This window comes from Nocardia noduli, from assembly GCF_019038455.1.
Lineage (GTDB): Bacteria > Actinomycetota > Actinomycetes > Mycobacteriales > Mycobacteriaceae > Nocardia > Nocardia noduli.
Genome location: NZ_JAFMPL010000010.1, coordinates 119,233 through 139,760 on the forward strand (window position 1 = coordinate 119,233; position 20,528 = coordinate 139,760).

The 20,528-nt window shown below is 65.5% G+C and carries 20 protein-coding genes; 4 read left to right on the forward strand and 16 right to left on the reverse strand.

From position 1 onward, the window contains the following. Positions 1–44: 44 nt before the first annotated feature. From JZ792_RS09090 to JZ792_RS09155, 14 genes are all read right to left on the reverse strand, one after another. Positions 45–461 carry a DUF427 domain-containing protein gene (locus tag JZ792_RS09090; protein ID WP_216908778.1) on the reverse strand — a complete coding sequence of 139 codons (417 nt, stop codon included), beginning with the start codon at positions 459–461 and terminating at the stop codon, positions 45–47. Between the two features lie 25 nt (positions 462–486). Continuing rightward, complete coding sequence (locus JZ792_RS09095) at positions 487–1,389, reverse strand: acyl-CoA thioesterase (RefSeq protein ID WP_216908780.1); 903 nt, start codon at positions 1,387–1,389, stop codon at positions 487–489. Continuing rightward, positions 1,386–2,270, reverse strand: a complete 885-nt coding sequence (locus JZ792_RS09100; RefSeq protein ID WP_216908782.1) for an LLM class flavin-dependent oxidoreductase — start codon at positions 2,268–2,270, stop codon at positions 1,386–1,388. Before JZ792_RS09100 ends, JZ792_RS09095 begins: the two co-directional genes overlap by 4 nt. Positions 2,271–2,407: 137 nt before the next feature. Beyond that, on the reverse strand, positions 2,408–3,247 hold the full coding sequence (locus tag JZ792_RS09105; protein ID WP_216908784.1) for a mycofactocin-coupled SDR family oxidoreductase: 840 nt from the start codon (positions 3,245–3,247) through the stop codon (positions 2,408–2,410). Between the two features lie 71 nt (positions 3,248–3,318). Further along, positions 3,319–4,596: a cytochrome P450 gene (locus JZ792_RS09110; protein ID WP_216908786.1), complete on the reverse strand. Its 1,278-nt coding sequence runs from the start codon at positions 4,594–4,596 to the stop codon at positions 3,319–3,321. Between the two features lie 114 nt (positions 4,597–4,710). Further along, entirely contained in the window at positions 4,711–5,406 is a 696-nt protein-coding gene (locus tag JZ792_RS09115) for an Rv1363c family protein (RefSeq protein WP_216908788.1), read from the reverse strand. A 46-nt stretch (positions 5,407–5,452) separates the two neighbouring features. After that, entirely contained in the window at positions 5,453–6,760 is a 1,308-nt protein-coding gene (locus tag JZ792_RS09120) for an MlaD family protein (protein WP_216908790.1), read from the reverse strand. Beyond that, on the reverse strand, positions 6,757–7,860 hold the full coding sequence (locus tag JZ792_RS09125; RefSeq protein ID WP_216908798.1) for an MlaD family protein: 1,104 nt from the start codon (positions 7,858–7,860) through the stop codon (positions 6,757–6,759). Before JZ792_RS09125 ends, JZ792_RS09120 begins: the two co-directional genes overlap by 4 nt. Further along, positions 7,857–8,963, reverse strand: a complete 1,107-nt coding sequence (locus JZ792_RS09130) for an MCE family protein (protein WP_216908800.1) — start codon at positions 8,961–8,963, stop codon at positions 7,857–7,859. Before JZ792_RS09130 ends, JZ792_RS09125 begins: the two co-directional genes overlap by 4 nt. Then, a complete protein-coding gene (locus JZ792_RS09135) occupies positions 8,960–10,015 on the reverse strand; it encodes an MCE family protein (protein ID WP_216908809.1) in 1,056 nt (351 codons plus the stop codon). The genes JZ792_RS09130 and JZ792_RS09135 overlap by 4 nt, the downstream gene beginning before the upstream one ends. Beyond that, the gene (locus JZ792_RS09140; protein ID WP_216908811.1) at positions 10,015–11,058 is read right to left on the reverse strand and encodes an MCE family protein; all 1,044 of its coding nucleotides are present in this window, start codon (positions 11,056–11,058) and stop codon (positions 10,015–10,017) included. The genes JZ792_RS09135 and JZ792_RS09140 overlap by 1 nt, the downstream gene beginning before the upstream one ends. Next, on the reverse strand, positions 11,055–12,320 hold the full coding sequence (locus tag JZ792_RS09145; protein ID WP_216908813.1) for an MlaD family protein: 1,266 nt from the start codon (positions 12,318–12,320) through the stop codon (positions 11,055–11,057). The genes JZ792_RS09140 and JZ792_RS09145 overlap by 4 nt, the downstream gene beginning before the upstream one ends. 6 nt (positions 12,321–12,326) lie before the next feature. Next, the gene (locus tag JZ792_RS09150; protein WP_216908815.1) at positions 12,327–13,181 is read right to left on the reverse strand and encodes an ABC transporter permease; all 855 of its coding nucleotides are present in this window, start codon (positions 13,179–13,181) and stop codon (positions 12,327–12,329) included. After that, the gene (locus JZ792_RS09155; protein WP_216908817.1) at positions 13,181–14,083 is read right to left on the reverse strand and encodes an MlaE family ABC transporter permease; all 903 of its coding nucleotides are present in this window, start codon (positions 14,081–14,083) and stop codon (positions 13,181–13,183) included. Before JZ792_RS09155 ends, JZ792_RS09150 begins: the two co-directional genes overlap by 1 nt. An 820-nt stretch (positions 14,084–14,903) precedes the next feature. Here JZ792_RS09155 and JZ792_RS09160 point away from each other — a divergent pair. After that, the gene (locus tag JZ792_RS09160; RefSeq protein ID WP_216908819.1) at positions 14,904–15,512 is read left to right on the forward strand and encodes a TetR/AcrR family transcriptional regulator; all 609 of its coding nucleotides are present in this window, start codon (positions 14,904–14,906) and stop codon (positions 15,510–15,512) included. 22 nt (positions 15,513–15,534) lie between these two features. On the opposite strand, the gene JZ792_RS09165 is transcribed toward JZ792_RS09160, so the two are convergent. Next, positions 15,535–16,047, reverse strand: coding sequence for a hypothetical protein (locus tag JZ792_RS09165; protein WP_216908855.1), 513 nt, complete (start codon positions 16,045–16,047; stop codon positions 15,535–15,537). A gap of 367 nt (positions 16,048–16,414) precedes the next feature. Then, on the reverse strand, positions 16,415–17,131 hold the full coding sequence (locus JZ792_RS09170; RefSeq protein ID WP_216908821.1) for an enoyl-CoA hydratase/isomerase family protein: 717 nt from the start codon (positions 17,129–17,131) through the stop codon (positions 16,415–16,417). 80 nt (positions 17,132–17,211) lie between these two features. On the opposite strand from JZ792_RS09170, the gene JZ792_RS09175 reads away from it, so the two are divergent. From JZ792_RS09175 to JZ792_RS09185, 3 genes are all read left to right on the forward strand, one after another. Continuing rightward, positions 17,212–18,771, forward strand: coding sequence for an AMP-binding protein (locus tag JZ792_RS09175; RefSeq protein ID WP_216908823.1), 1,560 nt, complete (start codon positions 17,212–17,214; stop codon positions 18,769–18,771). Between the two features lie 38 nt (positions 18,772–18,809). Further along, positions 18,810–20,006 (forward strand): amidohydrolase family protein, encoded by a 1,197-nt coding sequence (locus tag JZ792_RS09180; RefSeq protein WP_216908825.1) that lies wholly within the window; start codon positions 18,810–18,812, stop codon positions 20,004–20,006. Beyond that, positions 20,003–20,528: AMP-binding protein (locus JZ792_RS09185; protein ID WP_216908827.1), on the forward strand; the 526-nt coding region annotated here is incomplete at its 3' end. The genes JZ792_RS09180 and JZ792_RS09185, both read left to right, overlap by 4 nt.

Genomic DNA, 20,528 nt, shown 5'->3' on the forward strand with positions numbered 1-20,528 from the left:
TCGGCGGGAACGCGTGGCGGAGCAGCACAGCCCGCCCGCGCGGGTCAACTCTTGGGGGGATAGCCGACGACGGCGGGGGTGGCGACGCCGAGGCGGACGTGGAGGGTGTCCTGGTAGAAGGCGACGTGGTTCTGTAGGCGCGCGACCTGGAGGATGGGGTCGTCGTAGCTCCAGCACAGCGGGGTTTCGCCGTCGCCGTCGAAACGCCAGTAGCTGGCCTGGCCCTTGAAGGGGCAGCGGGTCGATACCGACTCGTCCGGGCGCAGTTCGACTTTCACGTCCTCGCGGGGGAAGTAGAAGACCAGGCCGTGGTCCTGTTCATCGACCAGAAGCGGACGGGTGGTCTCGGCGATCAGCCGGTCGCCGAGGTGGGCGGTGACCAGGTTGCGGCGTCGATGGATGTCCACGCGGTAGTCGGGTCGCTCGTCGAAGGCGGAGGGTTGCAGCGATGGTGAACTCATCGGATGGTCCTTTCCGTACGGGTGCTCAGAGCCGTGCCGAGGCGGGGATGGCGGAGACATCGCCTGCGAGCGGGCGGATGAGCGCTTCCTGGGTGAACGAGGCGATCAGCCTGCCGTCCTCGGTGTGCACGAGGCCGCGGACGTAGGACATTCCGGAACCCACCTGGGTGCTCTCGTGGGAGTAGAGCAACCAGCCGTCCCAGCCGAGTGGTTCGTGGAAGCTGACCGTCACGCTCATCACCGCGGTCGAAATGGTGTGGTGCGCTTGGCTGGTGCCGACTCCGGCATGCGCGCGCATGGTCGTCGACACCGACAGGTGGCCGGTGAAATGCGCGAGCAGGGCCTTGGCGAGATCGTCGCGCTCGGGGATCGGATCGTAGTGCAGCCAGGCGTGCAGTTCGGGCGGGCCGACCTCGTCCGGATCGTTCACGTCGGCGACATCGACGATCCGCAGTCGACGCCCCGTCATCGGCATCCAGGCCTCGATCGCCTCCTCGGGTCCGGCGACGGCGGGACGCGGCACGTGGTGGCGGATCACATCCGGCGACGGAACGTCGGCCAGGATCGTCACCGACGCGCAGCGGCGCGCACCCTGGTGCACCACCACTTCCGCGCAGGCGATGGATCGGCCCTCGTGGGTGATGTCGACGGCGAATTCGACGGGCAGGTCGGCGTCGGCGGCACGCGCGAAGACGACGTGCGCCGAGCGAATCGATTTGCCCGGCAGCAGTTTCGCGGCGGCCACGATCGACTGGGCCAGCAATTGGGTGCCGTCGACCACCTTGCGGGAGCCGCCGTCGCTGGTGCCGGTGAAGGTGTTCTCGCCCGCGGGCCGCACATCGAAGATGTCGAGCATGCGCTGGACCGACGATTCGAGGTCGGGACCGTCGTCGGTCACGGCGGCGTGCTCTCGCGCCGTTTCGGTCATGCTGACTGCTCCTCACTGGGCCCGGTGGCCGCGAACTCGCGCGGCGGGCCGGTCTCTACTCGGCGTAACGCCTGCTCGTACTCGCCCGGTCCGGGATGGAAACCCTCCAGCCACCAGGTGGCGCCCGCCGCGGCGACCGCGGCGACCTTGTCGACGGTTTCGGCGGACCGGTCGGCCGGAGTCCGGCCTGTCACGACCATATCGAACGGTGTCGAACTCTCCCGATGCGCGCCGATGATCCGCATCATCTCGCCGACGATCTCGGGGGTCGGCGCGAAGGAACCGTCGGGTCCGATGATCATCGGGGCGAAACCGTCCCAGCGCGCCGCCCGGCGCAGGGGCGCGCGACTGGGCCAGTTGCCGCCGATCCAGATCGGCGGGCGTGGCCGCTGGACCGGCGTCGGCAGGAAGGTGACATCGGTGGCGGTGAGGTGCTCGCCGGTGAAATCGACCCGCTCGCCGGACCACAGCGCGGTGAGCAGGTCCAGGCCCTCGTCGAGGCGGGCCGCGACCTCACGGGGCTCGATCGGTTCGCCCCAGGTGCCGTATTCGGCTTCCAGCGTGAACCCGAGTCCCGCGCCGAGGACGAGGCGACCGTTCGAGAGTCGATCCAGCGAGGTGGTCTGCCTGGCCAGCGTCCCGGTCCGGCGCCGCGCGATCGGAGTCACCAAGGGGCCGAAGGAGATTCGCTCGGTCGCGGCGGCGACCAGGGTCAGCAGCACCCAGGGGTCGGCCACTTCGACGGCTCCGAACGGGAAGACCACGTGGTCCCACACGTAGAGGCCGTCCCAGCCCGATTCCTCGGCGCGCCGGGCCAATTCGGCGACCCGCCGTGGATCGGCGAATTCACCGAGACACGGCACACACAGTCCGAAGCGCACAGTGTGCCTCCATTCCCTTCCGGAGAAGCGGCGGGACCGGGTGCCCGGCCGACCGCTTCACGAATATGCCTGTGAACGAACGAATTCCGGGACGCGATATGCGCCCCGGAAATCGTCGAGATTTGTGCGTACTGCCCCTACTTGAGGGTGCTGCCCGCGTCCACCGTCATCTGCAAACCCGTGATGTAACGAGCCTCCTCCGACGCCAGGAACAACACCGCATTACTGATATCGACCGGCTCCACCCACCCGATCGGCAACACATGCATGAACTGCGCCACCGGCAACATATCCTCCGGACCCGGCGACTCCAGATCAGGACGGAACAACTTCATCGTCCCCTCGTTCATGAACATCGGCGTATTCACATTCGTCGGATGCACCGAATTCACCCGAATCGAATGCTGACCCAACTCCACCGCGAACGTCTTCATCAACCCCACCACACCATGCTTGGCCGCGATGTAATGACCCGTATTCGGGTACGCCTTGATACCACCCACCGAACTGGTCAGGATGATCGAACCACCCCTACCCGCCGACAACAGATGCGGCACACCCGCCTTCACAGACTTCCACACACCCGCCAGATTGATATCGATCATCGAGGACCAATCGGCCTCACTCAACTGATCCAACGTCTGACCACCATTACCGATACCGGCATTGGCCACGATGATATCGAGCCCACCCAACTCCTCCACACCACCGGCCACAGCAGCCGACAACGCATCGAAATCACGCACATCCACCTGCGCGGTCACGACCCGACGCCCCTGCGCCTTCACCAACTCCGCCGTCTCGGCCAAATCCTCCGGCGTCGACGCCGGAATCAAATCCGTACCACTGACCGAGGCACACACATCCACCGCGATGATGTCCGCGCCCTCCTGCGCCAAACGCACCGCATGACTACGACCCTGACCACGCGCCGCACCCGTGATGAAGGCGACCTTTCCTTCTACCCGTCCGCTCATCTCTATACCTCTATTCGTCGTCGTGCCCGTGGCGGTCGACGTGAACCGCCACGGGAAATTCGTTGGTGATGTCAGGAATTGGCGTTGAACGTGATGTTCAGGTCGCTGAGTCCACGCAGGATGAACGTGGGCTCGTAGGTGTAGTCGCGCGCACCGGCGGGACCGTGCTTCTCCTCGTCGATACCGATGTCGCCGAGCCGATCCAGGATCCGCTCGATGGAGACTCGGCCTTCCACGCGGGCCAGCGGGCCGCCGGGGCAGGAGTGCACGCCGCGTCCGAAGGCCATGTGCTCACGGAAGTTCGCCCGGTCGAGACGGAACTCGTGCGGGTTGTCGAACCGGCGCGGATCACGGTTGGCCGCACCGGGGCAGACCATGACGGTCGCGCCGACCGGAATCTCGGTCTCACCGATGGATGTCGCCCGCTTGGCCAGCCGGAAACCGCTCTTGACCGGCGAATCCATGCGCAGGGTCTCTTCGATGAAGGCGGGGATCAAGGTGCGGTCGGCACGCAACTGCGCCTGCACCTCGGGGTGGTCGCCCAGTACCCGCAGCGACGCGCTCAGCAGTTTCGCCGTGGTCTCCTGACCGGCGGCGAACAAGAACGTCGCCGAACGCACGACGTCGATGACCTCGGGGGTGGAGCCGTCTGGATATTTCGCCAGCGCCAGCGAGGTGAGCACGTCGTCGCGCGGGTTCTCGCGCCGATCGCTGATGTAGGCGCTGAACTTCTCGTCGAGCCACTCCAGCGGGTTGCTCGCCACGATCTCGTTGTCCAGCGCGCCGACCTGGGCGCCCGGACGCGGAGCGCCGAGCACGATGCGGAACGCCTCGTGGTCCTCCTCCGGGACGCCGAGCATATCGGCGACGACGAGCAGCGAGAACGGCTTGGCGTAGGAGGCGAGGAATTCGCACTTGCCCTGCGCGATGAACTCATCGATCTGGCGGTCGGCCAACCGCCACATGAAGTCCTCGTTCTCCTTCAACCGGGCGGGCGTCAGTAGCCGGTTGAGTAGGGAACGCGCGTAGGTGTGATTCGGTGGGTCCATCGTGACCATGTGCTCGTACATCGGCAGCTGACTGCGATGCTGCTCGATCAGGCCGGTGATGTCCTCACCCTCGATCGCGAACGGCAGGGGCGGGAAAGGACCGCCCACCGCGATCGCCGAGGAGAACTCGGCGGAGTTCTTCAGAACTTCGGCCGCTTCCTCGTAGCCCGTCACCGCGTACACGCCGAACGTCGGCTCCTGCGTGACGGGGCACTTCGCCCGCATGTGATCGAAATACGGGTGCGGATCCGGGACCAGGGATTGGTCGGTGAAGTAATCGACCGTATCGAAATCAGTCATGTGCGGAACTCCTGAAACATCGAAGCAACCAGTGGAAGGATAACATCATTATTCAGTTGTGGGAATCTCATTCTCATGAGTGCGCAACCGCACTACCAGCCGATTCGCTCCGAATCAGGGCAGGTAGACGCGGCTGGCCAGCCAGCGGCCGTCGACCAGTTCCATCGTCATCACGACCCGGCTGCGATCCACTCGCGGATCGGCCGACGCGGAATTGGTGACCGTCTGATCGATGAACAGCAGAACCTCGACCTTGGTCTCGGTCGCCGACTTGATGGCGGCGTCCAGCACAGTGCCTTTGCCGGTCGCCTTGTTCTCCAGCAGCAGCTGGCGCAGCTGTCCGCTGGAACGGGTGTACATATCCCGGAACTCGCCGGTCGATCCGTCCAGGACCGCCGCGAAATCACCGTCGAGTTTGCTCGAGTCGACGCTGGTCAGAGTGACAGCGTAGGTGCGGGCCGCGGCCAGTCCCGCCTCACCCGCCGCGTCGATGTCGCGCTCCTGCTTCAGTTTCCAGCCGAGCACACCGGCCGCGACCAGTGCCACGATGGCGATCAGGGAGACGAGCGGAATCAGGATACGAATCACGAGGGACAGCCGTGAGAACTTACCGGCCGTGGGCGGCAACGCATCGGCATCGGTCGGCGGCTCGGCGGCCTCGGTGTCCGAGACCTTCGCCGCGGCGGGCTTGTCCAGCACCACCGTAGCTGCGGTCGCCTCGCTGTCCTGACCGGTCGCCTCGGTCTCGGCGGTCGCGCCCTCGGACTTCTCCTTCGTCGCGACGGAGCTGCCGGTGTCGTTGTCGCTCATAGTGTTTCCTCGCGTGTGGTTATTCCTTGCATGGACTGCCTTCGCCTCATCGCTTCGGCGCGGGCGGGGCGGGCGGCAGTGATGGACCGCCGAAGGTCAGCGGAAGTGATTCCGGACCGGTCGGCGACGGCGCCGTCCGCTTGTCGGCGGGCTCTCCCGGCGGCGGAGCGCCGGGAATCTCCTCCCCCGGCGGTCGCGGCGCGTTGCGCGCGCCGCGGATCAGTACCGAGGGGTCGTTGTTCGGGCAGTACGTGTACAGGTACGGCTCCGGGAAATCCGGCCGCGACGGAGCCTGCCGGGGCAGGTCGTAATCGCAGACGTAGCGCGGGTAGAGGTTCACCAGACCCCAGATCCCGCCGTCGTGGAACGCCACCATGATTCCGTCCAACGTGGAACCGGCGCGCTCGGTCGGGAAGAAGAACTCCTGGAAGGCGGGAACGCGTTTACCGGTGACATCGGCGACCACCGCCAGATTCGCCAGCAGGTCGGCTCCGTTCCCGGCGTTCTGCGCCAGTACCGCGTCGAACGCGCGCAAGGTGCCAGGGGCCGCTCCCAGCAGTTCGACGTATCCGCCGGTCTTCGCCTCGACTCCGCTCATGACGCTCTTGGCGTTCTGAGCGAAGGTACGCAGGCCGGGGCCGAAGTCATCGATGGTGGCCAGCAGCGATTTGCTGTCCTTCAGCAGGCTCACCGTTTGCGGGAGCACCGAATCCAGGGTCGAGATGAGGAAGACTCCGCCGTCGACGATATCCGCGAGTTTGCCCGGTCCCTCGGGGCTCACGCCCAGTTCCTTGACGATGGCTTCCAGATCGGCCGGATTCACTTGCGCCAGCGCGGTATCCAGCGACGAGAGCGTCTTCCACATCGGTGTCGGCGTCGAGGTCTGCCCGACCGCGATCTCGGCGCCGTCGCGCAGGTACGGCGCGTTGTCGTGGGTCGGGCGGAAATCGAGGTACTGCTCGCCCGCCATCGACAGGCCCGCGACCCGGACCTCGCTGTCGGCGGGCACGCGAGTGTCGGCGTCGACCTCCGCGACCGCGACGATCCCGGTATCGCTCAACTCCACCGATTCGACCTTGCCGATCGGGACACCGCGCAGGCTGACTTCGCGCCCGGACAGCAGACCGCCGGAATCGGCCAGATGGATGCGGACCTTCATCGTCGTCGCCGTCGGATCGGCGCCGAGCGCCCCGAAGACGAGGTAGCCGCTGCCGACCACGATCAGCAGAACCAGCGCGACGGCCGACAGCGTGTTGCGGCGTTGCCTGGCGACGCGAACGGTCGTCACCGTGGCGCGGGCGAGCAGTTCGACAGGGTTCACGCCGGAACCGCCCGTGCGAGTGGAGGTAGTCATCGTCGGCCCCCGGTGATCTGCGCCTGCAACTTGAGCAGGGTGTAGGTCAAGGTGCCGACGAATGCCTGCCAGTCGGAACCGTCCGGGATCCGGCTGAGCGGATCGCCGCTGTGGTTCACATCCGGGAGCGCGCCGATCGCGAGATCCTGACCGTCGGCGTCCACACTGGCGGCGGTTCCGTTGGTTATCGCGATGACCGGACCCAGCATCGCGTTCATGGCGGCCACGCTCGCGTTGGGATCGGTCGCGGCGGCGTTGAGTTCGGCCGCGATCCGGTTGATATCGGCGACCATGCCCTCGCTGCCGTTCAAGCCGGGGAACCGCATCAGCTGACCGCTGATCTCGTCCACCCGTCGCACCAGTGCCAGCGCCTGATCCGCGTTGTCCTTGACCACGGCAAGGGCCGGACCGGTCGCGAAGACCAGATCGTCGATGGTGCCCGCCTGCTCGTGCAATCGAGCCGTGAGCCGGTCGATCTCGGTCAGGGTCGTGCGGATGTCCTCCGAACGGGCGGCCAGCGCCTGCACCACCCGGGTCGATTGTTCGATCAGGGCGGCGACGTGATCGCCTCGATCCCCCACCGCCCGACCCAGACCGTTGACGATATTGGTCAGGTTGCGAATGGCCCCGCCGTTGACCAGCAGTGACGCGGTCGTGAGCAATTCCTCGATGGTCGCGGCCGCGGCGGTCGCGTCGCGCGCGATACTGTCGCCGTCGCGCAGGATCGGGGTCACGTCGGTGGCGTCGGTGGGTGCGGTGAGCGAGACGAACACATCACCCAACGGGGTCGCGGTCCGCAGTTCGGCGCGGGTGCCCAGCGGCAACCGGACCCCCTTCTCGATACTCATCGTGACGATCGCGTTGTAGTCGCGGACCGCCATCGCCGAGACCTCACCGACCTCGGCTCCCGACAGCCGAACCTTCGCCTTGGCGGGCAGATTCAGCGCGTTGGCGAAGTCGGCGTGGATCGTGTAGCTGTTGCTGCCGCCGCCCGGCGCGGGCAGCGGCAGATCACCCAGACCTACCGAACAAGCCGTACTCGTGGCCAGCGCCATCGCCGCCAGGGCGATCACGCGGGCGCGTCTGTCACGTGTGCTCATTGCCCCATCCTCGACATCGCGGTCAGCATGTCGGTGAGACCGAAGTCCGGGCCGAAATCCTGGAGAGTTCCCGTGGCACAGCCGAGTTGGCGCAATCCCAGGATGTTGCAGACCTCTTTGATGAGCTGTCCGTCGAAGAAGACCTTGTCCAGCATCGCGTGCACCCGCACCCCTCGATGCTCGAAGTCGATCGCGTTGTAGGCGTTGTTCAGCAGCAGTGGCGTCACGTCGATGAATTCGGCCAGCTGGGTCCGGTAGTCGGCCAGCGCCTTGGTCACCGTGCTCGCGTTGGACAGCGTCGCGCGCAGTTCGTCGGCGTTGTCGGTGAGCAGGGCCGTCGTCTGGGCCATGATGTCGTTGATCTGCGCGCCGGTCGAACCCGACCCGATATCGAGCTGGGCCAGCACATCACCCAATTGGCCGGTGGCGGTACCGAATTCCCGGATCACCGCGTCGTTGTCGGAGGCCGCGCGGACCAGTACCGACAACTGTTCGACGATGCGGGTGATCGATTCGCGCACCTGCGCGCCGCCGTCGTCGCCCATCCGCAATGCCGTGGCCAGTTCGTCCATCGTCTCGCGCATCTGCGGGCCGCTGCCGCTGGCGATGGTGGCCGATACCGCGAGCAACTGCGCGATCGGGCCGTCGGAGGGATTCTCGGTGGACAGCTCACCGGCCATCCGCTCCCCCGCGCCGAGCAGGCGATCGAATTCGACCGGTGTCTTCGTCCGGTCGATCCCGATTCGGGCCCCGTCGGCCAGCGCGGGACCGCCCTGGTAGGCCGGGGTGAATTCGACGTGCCGGTCGGTCAGCACCGAGGTGGACACCGTGACCGCCCGAGCGCCCGCGGGAATGGCGATATCGTCGTCGATTTCCATCGTGACCTCGACGACGGGACCGTGCGGCTCGATCGCGGTGACCTTGCCCACCGGCATGCCGAGGACAGCCACCGAGTTGCCGACGTAGAGTCCCGCGGCGTTGTCGAAGTCGGCGACAACGGTTTTCGTGGAATCGCCGAGTCCGGCGACACTGCCGGAGCAACCGGCGATCGCGCCGATCGCCGCGACGACCACGACCCGACTCAGCACACTTCTGACGTTCATCGGCAGTCCTCGCGATAGGGCTGGAGGTTGGCCTGCGTGGCGCGGCTGCTGATCGCGCACATCCAGCTGTCGATCATCGGCCCCGCCAACGAGGTGAAGTCGACCTCTTTACCGGTACCGGAGGCATTGGTGAAATTGCGGATCGGAACCGGCAGGACCTCGAGCAGGTTGCGCAGCAGTTCGTCGTTGCGCGACAGGGTGTCGAGCAGGCCGTTCAACCCGGTGAGGAGTTCGTCGACCTGGGCCCTGTCGGTGCCGACCAGGTCACGGATCTGGCCGGTGAGCTGCCGGGTGCCCTCCATCAGCCGCAGGATCGCGTCGCGCCGGGCGACGACCTCGGTGAGCAGGTCGCGTCCCTGGGTCATGATCTGCCCGAGATCGGACTGCTGTTCGGAGACCACCGTGGTCAGACGTTCCGTACCCGCGAGCAGCGCGGTCAGTTCGCCGCGCCGGTCACCGACGATCGTGGCCAGCGACCGCATATTGCCGAGCAGACCGGGCAGTACCGACGGCACGCCCTCGAGCTGGGTCGCGAGGGTGTCCAGCGATCGGCCGATCTGGCCCGCGTCGATCTGATCGAAGGTGACGGTCGCGTTGTCCAGCGCTTCCTGGAGGTCGTAGGGAACGGCGCTGTGGTTCAACGTGATCCGACGATCAGGGACCGATCCGGTGCCACCGGGACGCAATTCGACGTAGCGCGCGCCCAGCAGGGTGGTGAGTTTGATCGACGCCCTGGTCTCCGCACCGAGCGCGACCGAATTCTCGACGGTCAGCCGCACGACGACGTGGTCGCCCGCCAGCCGCTGGGATGTGACGGTGCCGACCGGAACTCCCGCGACGGTGACCGAGTCACCCGGGCTGAGCCCGGCGGCCTGGGCGAATTCCACCTCGTATTCCTCGGTGCCCACACCGAGTCGGGTGAATCCCACCGCGCCGAAGAGCATCGCGGCCAGCAACACCAGCGCCACCGAGCCCAGCACCACCTTGCGATGTTCTTCCAGTGGTCGACGCAGCACCACGGCGGATCGACGCGCGAGATCTTTCGGACTCATCAATTCACCTGACAGGTCGGAGAATATTGCGGTTTGCCGGTGGCCGATGCCATGCCGACGATGGTGGGAACGAGTTCGGACAGCGAGGGCAGGAACGTGGCGTTGATATCGCACAGGTAGGTGTCGAGGAACGCGCCCTGCTGACTGACCCGTGCCAGCCCCTTCATCAGGGCGGGCAGATTGAACCCGAGGTAGGCGAACTCGCTCTTGTTCTCCATGAAATGGCGGGTGAAACCCGGTTCACGGTAGAGCAATTCGTCGAGGTCGGGTTGGATGCCCCCGACCACCTCGGCCATCCGGGTGGTCATGCCGCTCACGTTGGTGAGCGTTCCCATCAGTTCCTCGCGATGTTTCGACAACCCCTCGACGATCGAGCGGGAACTGGTGATGAGCGAACTCACCTCGTCGCTGTGCACCGCGAGATCCCCGACGACATGGTTGAGATTGGTGATCACCGAACCGAGTACCTGGTCCGGTCCCGCCAGCGATTGAGCCAGCGAGGACACCTGTTCGATGAGCAGCACCAGCGAGGTGTTGTCGCCCTGCAGCGCCCGGATCAACGCTTCGGTGACATTGTCGACCTGCTTGGGATCGAGTCCACCGAACAGCGGCTCGAAACCGTTGAGCAGCGCGGAGATATCGAACGACGGTTCGGTGTGGTCCAACCCGATCTCGTCGCCGGGGCGCAACTGCTGCGGCGCGTGGTAGTCGGCCAGCGACAATCCGAGATACCGCTGACCGATGACGTTCTGATATGTCACCGACGCCTTGGTGTTGCCGTAGAGCTTCTGATCGACCTCGACGCGGAAATTCACCTTCGCCTTGTCACCGTCCAACTCGATCTTGTCCACGCGCCCGACCCGCACACCGGCCATCCGCACGTCGTCACCGGCCCGCAACCCCGTCACATCGGTGAAAACCGCCGAATAGGAATGGGTTTCGCTGTTGATGCCGCGGTCGAGGGTGACGTAGGTGATCCAGATCAGCAGGAAGGAGACAACGACGAACAGGCTGACGCCGATCAGCGGTTTGCGCAGGTTCATCGCGCACCCCCGGTGAACAGCGGACCGTCGGCCAGCAGCGAGCCGAGAATCGACTCGGCTCCGTTCGCCTCACCGGTGAGCGCGCGGCGCAGGAATTCCTGGAGGTCGGCGGGCAGATCGGGCGGCGCCGTAAAGTTCCGCGGGTCCATGGTCGCCGGCAACTCCTGTTGTGGAATGACGTCGGGCGCGGTCGCGCAACTCGGACCAGCCATGTCGCCGTATCGCGGACAATCCGCCCGCGTGTAGAGGGTGTGCGGGGTGAAGCGGAACTGGAACTTGCCGCGGCCGCGCGGACTGTCGGAGTTCCAGAACTCCTGGTACCACTTGTCCGACATCTTCCTGATCGTCGTCACGATCGGCGTGAAAGAGGGCGAGCCCTTGGCGAACACGTCGAGGACCGGACCCATTTGTTCTGTCACGGTGACGATCTGGTCGGTTCTGCGGTCCAGGGTTCCATTGACCGAGGCCAGGGTGTTGTTCCCCGCGGAGATCAGCGACACGAGTTGTTCGTCCTGTTCGGCGAGTACCCGCATCGGCGTCACCGCGTGGTGCAGCGCGTCGAGCAGATCGGGCGCGGAGGCGTTCAGACCGCGCACCGCGTCGGCCATGAGGGTCAGCGTCGGCGTGCTGCCGTCGGGTGTGAGCAGCGCGTCGAATTCCTTGGTGATGCGGTCCAGTTGAGTGCCCGCGGCCACGATATCGGCGCCGCGCCGGTCGGTGGCCTCGGCGACCGCGGCGAGAACGCCAACGGTATTGCTACTGCCGAGACGCGCGGTGCTGGCGATGATCTCGCGCAGTTTGGTCAGCGCGGTCTGGAGTTGGATCGTGGAAAGGCTCTTGTCCTGGGCGATTTCGGCGCTCGCGGTGAGCGCGGGGGCGGGACCGTTGTCCACCAGTTGGATCGAGGACACCGCGAACACATTGCTCGGCACGACCCGCGCGGTGACCGAACGCGGAATTCTGCCCAGCGACGCCGGATCCATCTGCAACAGAACCCGATTGCGGCCGCCATTGATCGCCGGTTCGACCGACGCGACGGTACCGACCAGCAAACCGCGGAACTTGACATCCGAACGCGGGGGCAGGCCGTCACCGAGTTGATCGAGCATCGCGGTGACCTCGACCTTGTCGTCGAAGGCGCCCGTCGATTTGATCAGCAGCAACGACACCACCAGTACGGCGGCGACCAGGAGCACCACGCCGCGCAGCAACAATGCCAGCGGCGAAGGTCCGCGCCCGTCTTTTTCGAACAGTACCGACATCGGTTCCTATCCCCCCAGCCGTGCGCTGGCGCCGATGCCCCACAGGGCGATGGTCAGCAGTAGATTGACCACGATCATCAGCGAGATCGCCGCGCGCATGGCACGCCCGGCGGCGATGCCGACCCCCTGGGGTCCACCGGCGGCGTAGAAGCCGTAGTAGCACTGGATCGTGGTGGTGAGAACGACGAAGACGATCGCCTTGATCAGCGAGTACACGATGTCGGGACCGTTGAGAACCAATTGGAAATAGTGCTGGTAGGTACCGGCGGACAGTCCACCCGACACGTTCACGACCACCTGCACCGCGATGTAGTTCACCGCCAGGCACACCAGGTACAGCGGGACCATGGCCAGCACCGAGGCGAGCAACCTGGTCGAGACCAGATACGGGATCGAGCGGATACCCATCGATTCCATCGCGTCGATCTCCTCGGCGATGCCCATCGCGCCCAGCTGCGCGGTGAAGCGGCAGCCCGCCTGCGCCGCGAACGCCAGCGACGCCATGATCGGGGCCAGTTCACGGGTGGACGCCGTCGAGGCGATCAATCCGATGGTCGGTTCCATCCCGAGCAGATGCAGTGCGTTGTACCCCTCCAGCCCGACGATCGCCCCGCCCGCCGCGCCGAGCACGATGATGACACCCGCGGTGCCGCCACCGACGACGATCGAGCCGTTGCCCCAGGTGACATCGGACAGGATGCGCAGGAATTCCTTGCGGTACTGGCGCAGCATCACCGGAATCGAGGCCACCGCACGCACGAGGAAGGTCAACATGTGCCCGAGGCGCATGATCGCGGTGCCCAGATTCCGGGCGGTGCGCATAAGCGCATAAGTCCCGGGCGGGTAGTAGGTCGCGGCCATCAGAGGCCCTGCCTCGGGAGCAGGATCATCGCCAGTTGGGTGACGACCACGTTGATCGTCATCAACAGCAGGATCGAGGAGACCACGGTCGAGTTGACCGAATTCGCCACGCCGGCGGGGCCGCCCTTGGTGGACAACCCCTTCTCACAGGCGACGACGGCGACGATGGCGCCGTAGATGACGGCCTTGAACAGGGTCAGCCAGAGATCGGTCACGGTCGCGAACGACGCGAAGGTCGCCACGAAACTGCCGGGCGCGCCGTTCTGGACGAACACGTTGAACAGATAGCCGGCGAGGAAGCCGACGAAGCAGACGATGCCGGTCAGCGAGACGCCGACCAGGATGGCGGCGGCCAGGCGCGGCACGACCAGGCGCCGCACCACCGATACCCCCATGACCTCCAGCGCGTCGATCTCGTCGCGAATCTTGCGCGACCCCAGGTCCGCGCACACCGCCGAGCCGACCGCCGAGGCCATCAGCAACGCGGCGACCATCGGCGCGCCCTGTCGGATCACCGCCAGACCACTCGCGGCACCCGCCAGCGAGGTCGCGCCGACCTGTCCAGCCAGCAGACCGAACTGGATCGACAGGGTGACACCGATGGGAAGCGCGACGAAAATCGTCGGCAGCACCGCGGCCGAGGCCATGAACGCCGACTGCCTGATGAATTCGGCGAAGGCGAAGCGCCCGGTGACGATGTCGACGCACAGGTACTGGACGGCGCGCACGCCGAGAACGAACTGTCCACCCACCGTTTCCAGTGCGGTGACGGGGTGACGCCGAAGGTATCCGCGCGACCATCCGGTAATTTCCCGAGTCGCCCACCTGGGCGGTGGATCCTGGTCGACGCCACCGTCCACACCGACGGCGCTTTCGCGCACGTCGGATTCTTGGTGAGTCATCTTCGATCTCGAAACTCTCAGGTCCGGCGGGCAGCATCCCACCGCCGACGAACGATCTGTAAGAACACGTATTTATCAGGCGATGGCTCGCCTTCTGAACTGAGTCGCCCGATTAATCGGGCGACTCTGCGGCGCGCACGCCTCGGACAAGGAAATCCCCTTGCCGGATTTCCTTGAATCCTTGCCGAGTCCACTTCTCGACCCGGCTCCAGGATTTCTCCGAAAAACTCTTCGGCGTGCATCGTCGATAAGACATTGTGCTTGCAGTCACATCGCGAGTCAATAGCGGGGCACGGAATCCGCTGACGTCTTCCGACCGGTTCGAATTAAGTCGTAATAAAAAGGATATAGGTGGATATGGGGTATCCAGCACACCTGACGACCGCCGGATCCGACAACGGAACGGCGCCTGGGCGCCATCGATTCCGCCGCCTGTTCGCTCGGCCGGGCGCCGTCGGGAGGACTTCCCGCGTCACACCGGAACGGACCGCCTCCCCGTCGGCACGTGCCGCCCCCGGCCGGATATCGCGCGCGCGTCCGGCCTGGGATCGGCCGATCGACGCACGGCCATCCACGGGCGGACCACACCGTCGTGACCCATATTGCCCCTCCTGACCACAAGAAATGTGCTAGTGAAGTATTCGACACCCACCGGCGGACGATCCGGGCTACGATCGGCCACCGGATGCCGAGCGACTGCTCAGCATCAGTGCTGTGCATATGCATAGCATGAGGTGACTCAGTCAGTCAATAGACGACGAGGCTCGCACTGGGCTATGAATTGACCCCACCACGGGTTTTCGAATAAGGAGGACGGCGAATGCCATCGCCCCGAAGGATCGGTGCCCCCGATGCCAAGAATCGCCAGGTCCTCATCGAGGCGGCCCAGCAACTTCTCCTCGAGGAAGGATGGGCGGCGGTGACCTCGCGTAAGGTCGCCGAGCGGGCCGGCCTCAAACCGCAGTTGGTGCATTATTACTTCCGCTCGATGGACGAGCTGTTGCTGGATATTTTCCGAAGAAATGCGGATGAAGGTCTCGAACTGCAGGCCGAGATGATGAAAACGGACAAACCGCTCCACGCATTATGGGCTTTCAGCACCGATCCGACCGCGGTGCGATTAACGATGGAATTCGTCGGCCTGTCCAACCATCGCCCAGCTATCAGAGCGGCCGTCGCCGAATACGCGGAGAAATTCCGCACCATCCAGGCGAACGCGCTGGAGGAACTGTTGGGCGAATACGGATTCGATACCGAGAGATTCCCGGCCGCGGCCATGGCGGTCCTGATCACCAGCATTTCGCGGGTCGTGGTGATCGAACGCGCGCTCGGGATGTCGGGCGGGCACGCCGAAGCCCTCGCGCTCGTCGAGAGGGAGATCGACAAACTCGAGGGCGGGCACGCGAACGCCGGCCAGGAAATTTCCTGACCGGCTGTGTCGCGATCGGAGATCAGGTAGCGGGAACCAGATCGGCGTCGGAGCGGTAGATGGGGGGCGGGATCTCGCCGACCCGGAAGGCTTCGGTCGACTCGACCGATTCGGCGGGGTGGCCCGCCGCGTTCAACGCGCACGCCTTGAAAGCACGCGCCGCCACGCTCACACGATGATGCGCGGTGCCCGCGCGGTGTTCCAGCTCGGGCGGGATCACATCGCCCCACATCGCGACCTCCATGAGGCCGCGGTCGAAACACTCGAGCACGCCTTCACGAACCCGGCTGTCCGACATGTAGGTCTCCGACGCCACCGCGACCGCGTTGGGCCACGTGTCGTGTACCGAGGTGGCCAGTGACTGTTCCAGATCCAGGACGGTAGCGCCCAGAATCCGCAGCGGGCGCACATCGCTGTGATCGGTCACCAGTACCGTCACCTCCCAGCCCGCGGTCGTGCGGTCGAACAGCCACCCGCCGGCGTGACGGATCACGTCGACGGCGCTGGGCGCGACAACAGCCAAGCGATAGCGCAGTGGGTGTCGGCGCGCGTGCGCGCGCCAACGAGCCACCGAATGAAGGTCCCGAACGCCCTGGTTGACGGAGTCGACGGATCGTACAGCCATGGTTTCCCATCCCGCTTGTCGAACGTGAAGATCGCGGTGGATCTCCCCGGGTCAGGGCCGATGCGTCTGGGCTGAATGACAAACATCGGGCTGTCCCGCAGGGAGATCTACCGCTCACACAGTAAGGCGGTTCTCCGAAATGTGATACCGGCCTCACACCTGAAGAATATGTGATCTATATCACATGTCCGGTTGCGGAAGACCCTCGCTTCCTGCGCAAACGCCCTATTGCGACCCACGCCCAACTACGTAGTTCCTACGTTGCGGGACACCGAAATCACTTGGCGCGGTTCATTACTCGATCCGCTGCCGCCCAGTGCTCATCCGACACCCACAACCGTGCGAACGCCTGTACAGCTTCCTGTTCGGAAACGCCTCTGACCACCCGTTTGACTTCACCCGCGGGAACGGTCGCGAGCGACTTCGCCAGGGCGCGCCACCCCTTGTCGAACTCCTGACGCGGAAGAACACGGTCGATCAGCCCGAGACGCTCGGCCGAGGCGGCGTCGAGGATCTCCCCGGAACCGGCCAGCATGATCGCCCGACCCGGTCCGACCAGCCGCGCCAGTCGCTCCGCGCCGCCCCACGCGGGCATGATCGCCAGCGACACCTGGTTGAAGCCGATCTTGATGTCGTGTGCGGCGATGCGGATGTCGGCGGCGACCGACACCTCGGCGCCACCACCGAGCGCGTGTCCGTTCAACGCCGCGATCACCGGGCCGGGGAACGCCGCGAGCCGATCGCAGATCCCGCGCATGCGCCACGCCATATCGGCGGCCTGTTCCTCGGTCCGCAACTTGGCGAGTTCCTTGAGGTCGCCGCCGGAGACGAAGGCCTTGTCGCCCCCACCCGTGAGCACCAGAGCGCGAGCCTCACCTGCGGCGTCGATCGCCTTCTCCAGCTCGTCCATCGTGGCGGGCGCGATCGCGTTGCGGGCCTCGGGGCGATTGATGGTGATGACCGCCAATCCCTCGTCCAGCTCTAGCTCGACCATCTTCTTGTTCTCCTAGGAGGAAATATGATTCTCTTGTCAGGAGAACAATATACGTGCAGGCGATTCCGAGGAGCTCGACGATGCGCAAGATCCCCGTCGACCTGGTCACCCGTTACCAGGAAGAGGGTTGGTGGACCTCCGAGTCGCTCGGCGATCTACTCGCGGCGGGCCTGGCCGCCGCACCGGACACCCAGTTCCGGATCCATTCGGCGAAGCGGCCGTGGTCAGGCACCTACCGGGAGGTCGAGCACGACGCCCGCAGGCTCGCGGCGGGCCTGCGCAGGCGCGGAGTCGAACCGGGTGACGTGGTCGCGTTCCAGCTGCCGAACTGGGTGGAGGCCGCGACGGTGTTCTGGGCGTCCGCCTTCCTCGGCGCCACGGTGGTGCCGATCGTGCACTTCTACGGACGTAAGGAACTCACCTACATCCTGGAAACGGTGCGCCCCAAGGTCTTCGTCGTCACCGAACTGCTCGGCCTTCCCGACACCTGCGCGGATCTGCGCGAGGACATTCCGATCGTCGGTGTCGTCGGCGGGAATTTCGAGGAACTGCTCGACCCCGAGCCGATGGCGGGAACACTGGCGGTCGACCCCGACAGCCCGGCGCTGATCGCGTTCACCTCCGGCACGACCAGCTCGCCGAAGGGGGTCGTGCACAGTCATCGCACCCTCGGTTGCGAGACCCGCCAACTGGCGGCCTGGTATCCCCCCGAGCTCGGCAATCAGATCACCGCGGCGCCGGTCGGCCATTTCATCGGCATGGTCAACGCGCTGCTCATCCCGGTGCTGAACAACATCGCGATCAACCTCACCGATGTGTGGGATCCGACCAAGGTGCTCGAGCTCATGCTCTCCGACGGACTGACGGTGGGCGGCGGCGTGCCCTACTACGTCACCAGCCTGCTCGACCATCCGGACTACACCGACGCGCATCTGCCCTTCATGCGCTACGCCGGAATGGGCGGCGCGTCGGTGCCCGCGGCCCTCACCACCCGCTTGGCCGCTATCGGCATCACCGTCTACCGGTCCTACGGCAGCACCGAACATCCGTCGATCACCGGTTCGCTGTACACCGCACCCGAGCACAAGCGCCTGTTCACCGACGGCAACACCATGCCCGGTGTGGAGATGCGGCTGGCCGAGGACGGCGAGATCCTCAGCCGCGGACCGGATCTGTGCCTGGGGTACACCGATCCCGAGCTCACCGCGAAGATGTTCGACGAGGACGGCTGGTACCACACCGGCGATATCGGCGTCCTCGACGAGGACGGCTACCTGACCATCACCGACCGTAAATCCGATGTGATCATCCGCGGCGGCGAGAACGTCAGCGCGCTCGAGGTCGAAGAGGTCTTGCTCACACTGCGGGGGGTCGCCGAGGCGGTCGCCGTCGCGGTTCCCGACGACCGACTCGGCGAGCGCACCGCGGCCGTGCTGCGCTTGCACCCCGGAGCCGAGGCCCCCGGCCTGGACCAGGTACGGGAGTGCTTCGCCGATGCCGGAATGGCCAAACAGAAATGGCCGGAGGAAGTGCACGTCGTCGCCGATTTCCCCCGCACCCCGAGCGGCAAGGTCCAGAAGTTCATCGTCCGCCGGGATCTGGCGCAGACGCGGGCCGCGGGCATTGCTATACATTCATGAAGAGAATACGATTCTCATAAAGTGACAAGGAGGATTCCATGAGCAAGGTCGATCTGCCGTATCAACTGTTCGACGCGGACAACCATCTCTACGAGACCAGGGATGCGCTGACCAGGCATCTGCCCAAGCAGTACGAGGGTGCGATCCAGTACATCGAGATCAACGGCCGCACCAAGATCGCGGTGCTCGGCCAGATCAGTGAGTACATCCCCAACCCGACCTTCGATGTCGTGGCCCGTCCCGGCGCCATGGAGGATTACTTCAAGCACGGCAACCCCGAGGGCAAGAGCCGTCGCGAGATCTTCGGCAAGTCGATGAAGGCGATCGACGCCTTCCGCGATCCGGTCGCCCGCCTGAAGGTCATGGACGACTTGCAGTTGCAGCGCGCGCTGATGTTCCCGACCCTGGCCAGCCTGGTCGAGGAGCGTATGCGTCACCATCCCGAGCTCATCCACGCGGTGATCCACTCGCTCAACGAGTGGATGCTCGAGGAGTGGGGCCAGGACGGCAACTTCGTGCATTCGGACCGGATCTTCACCATCCCGGTCATCACCCTGCCGATCGTCGAGAAGGCGATCGAGGAGCTGAACTGGGCCGTGGTCGAGCACGGCGCCAAGGCCATCCTGGTCCGTCCGGCTCCGGTTCCCGGCCTGCACGGCATGCGCTCGTTCGCGCTGCCGGAGTTCGATCCGTTCTGGAAGCGGGTCGTCGAACTCGACGTGCTGGTCACCATGCACTCCTCCGACTCCGGCTACTCGCGTTTCGACGCCGAGTGGGAGGGCAGCGGCCTGGAGATGCTGCCGTTCAAGACCAACACCTTCGCCATGACCAACCAGTGGCGTCCGGTCACCGACGCGGTCGCCTCCTGGGTGTGCCACGGCGCGCTCAACCGCTTCCCCGACCTGAAGATCGCGGTCATCGAGAACGGTTCGGCCTGGCTCGAGCCGCTGCTGAACCAGCTGTCCGACGTCTACAAGAAGGCGCCGGAGGGCTTCGGCTTCCGCGATCCGATCGAGGCCATCAAGCAGAGCCTCTACGTCAGCCCGTTCTGGGAAGAGGACCTCTTCCGTCTGTCGGACGTGATGGGCGTCGATCACGTCCTGTTCGGTTCGGACTGGCCGCACCCGGAGGGTCTGGCCGAGCCGGCGCGCTACATCCACGAGATCAAGGAAATGCCGCTGGAGAACCAGGCGAAGATCATGGGCGGCAACCTGGCTCGGCTGCTCAAGGTATGACCTGGCAGACCATCCCCGAGATGGTCCTCAGTACGGCGACCCGCTTCGGTGATGCCGAAGCGGTCGTCGACGGGGAGATTCGGTGGACCTACACCGAACTCGTCGACCGGATCCGTCGCGCCGCGGGCGCTTTCGCTCGCGCGGGCATCGACAAGGGTGACCGCGCGGCGATCTGGGCCCCGAACTCGGCGGAATGGATCGTCGCCGCGTTCGGGCTGCTCACCGCGGGCGGTGTGCTGGTTCCGGTCAACACCCGGTTCAAGGCCGAAGAGGCCGGTGACATCATCACCCGCAGCGGCGCCAAGATGGTCCTGGTCCAACAGGGTTTCCTCGGCGTGGACTACAACGGTTTCGCCGCGAGCGGCGGGGCCGGTGTGGCGGTGATCGATCTGAAGTCGGATTTCCTGACCTCCGGCACCCCGTTCGAGCACGGTGAGGTGGTCGGTACCGATATCGCCGATATCGTCTACACCTCGGGCACGACCGGTCGCCCCAAGGGCGTCATGATGAACCATTTACAGA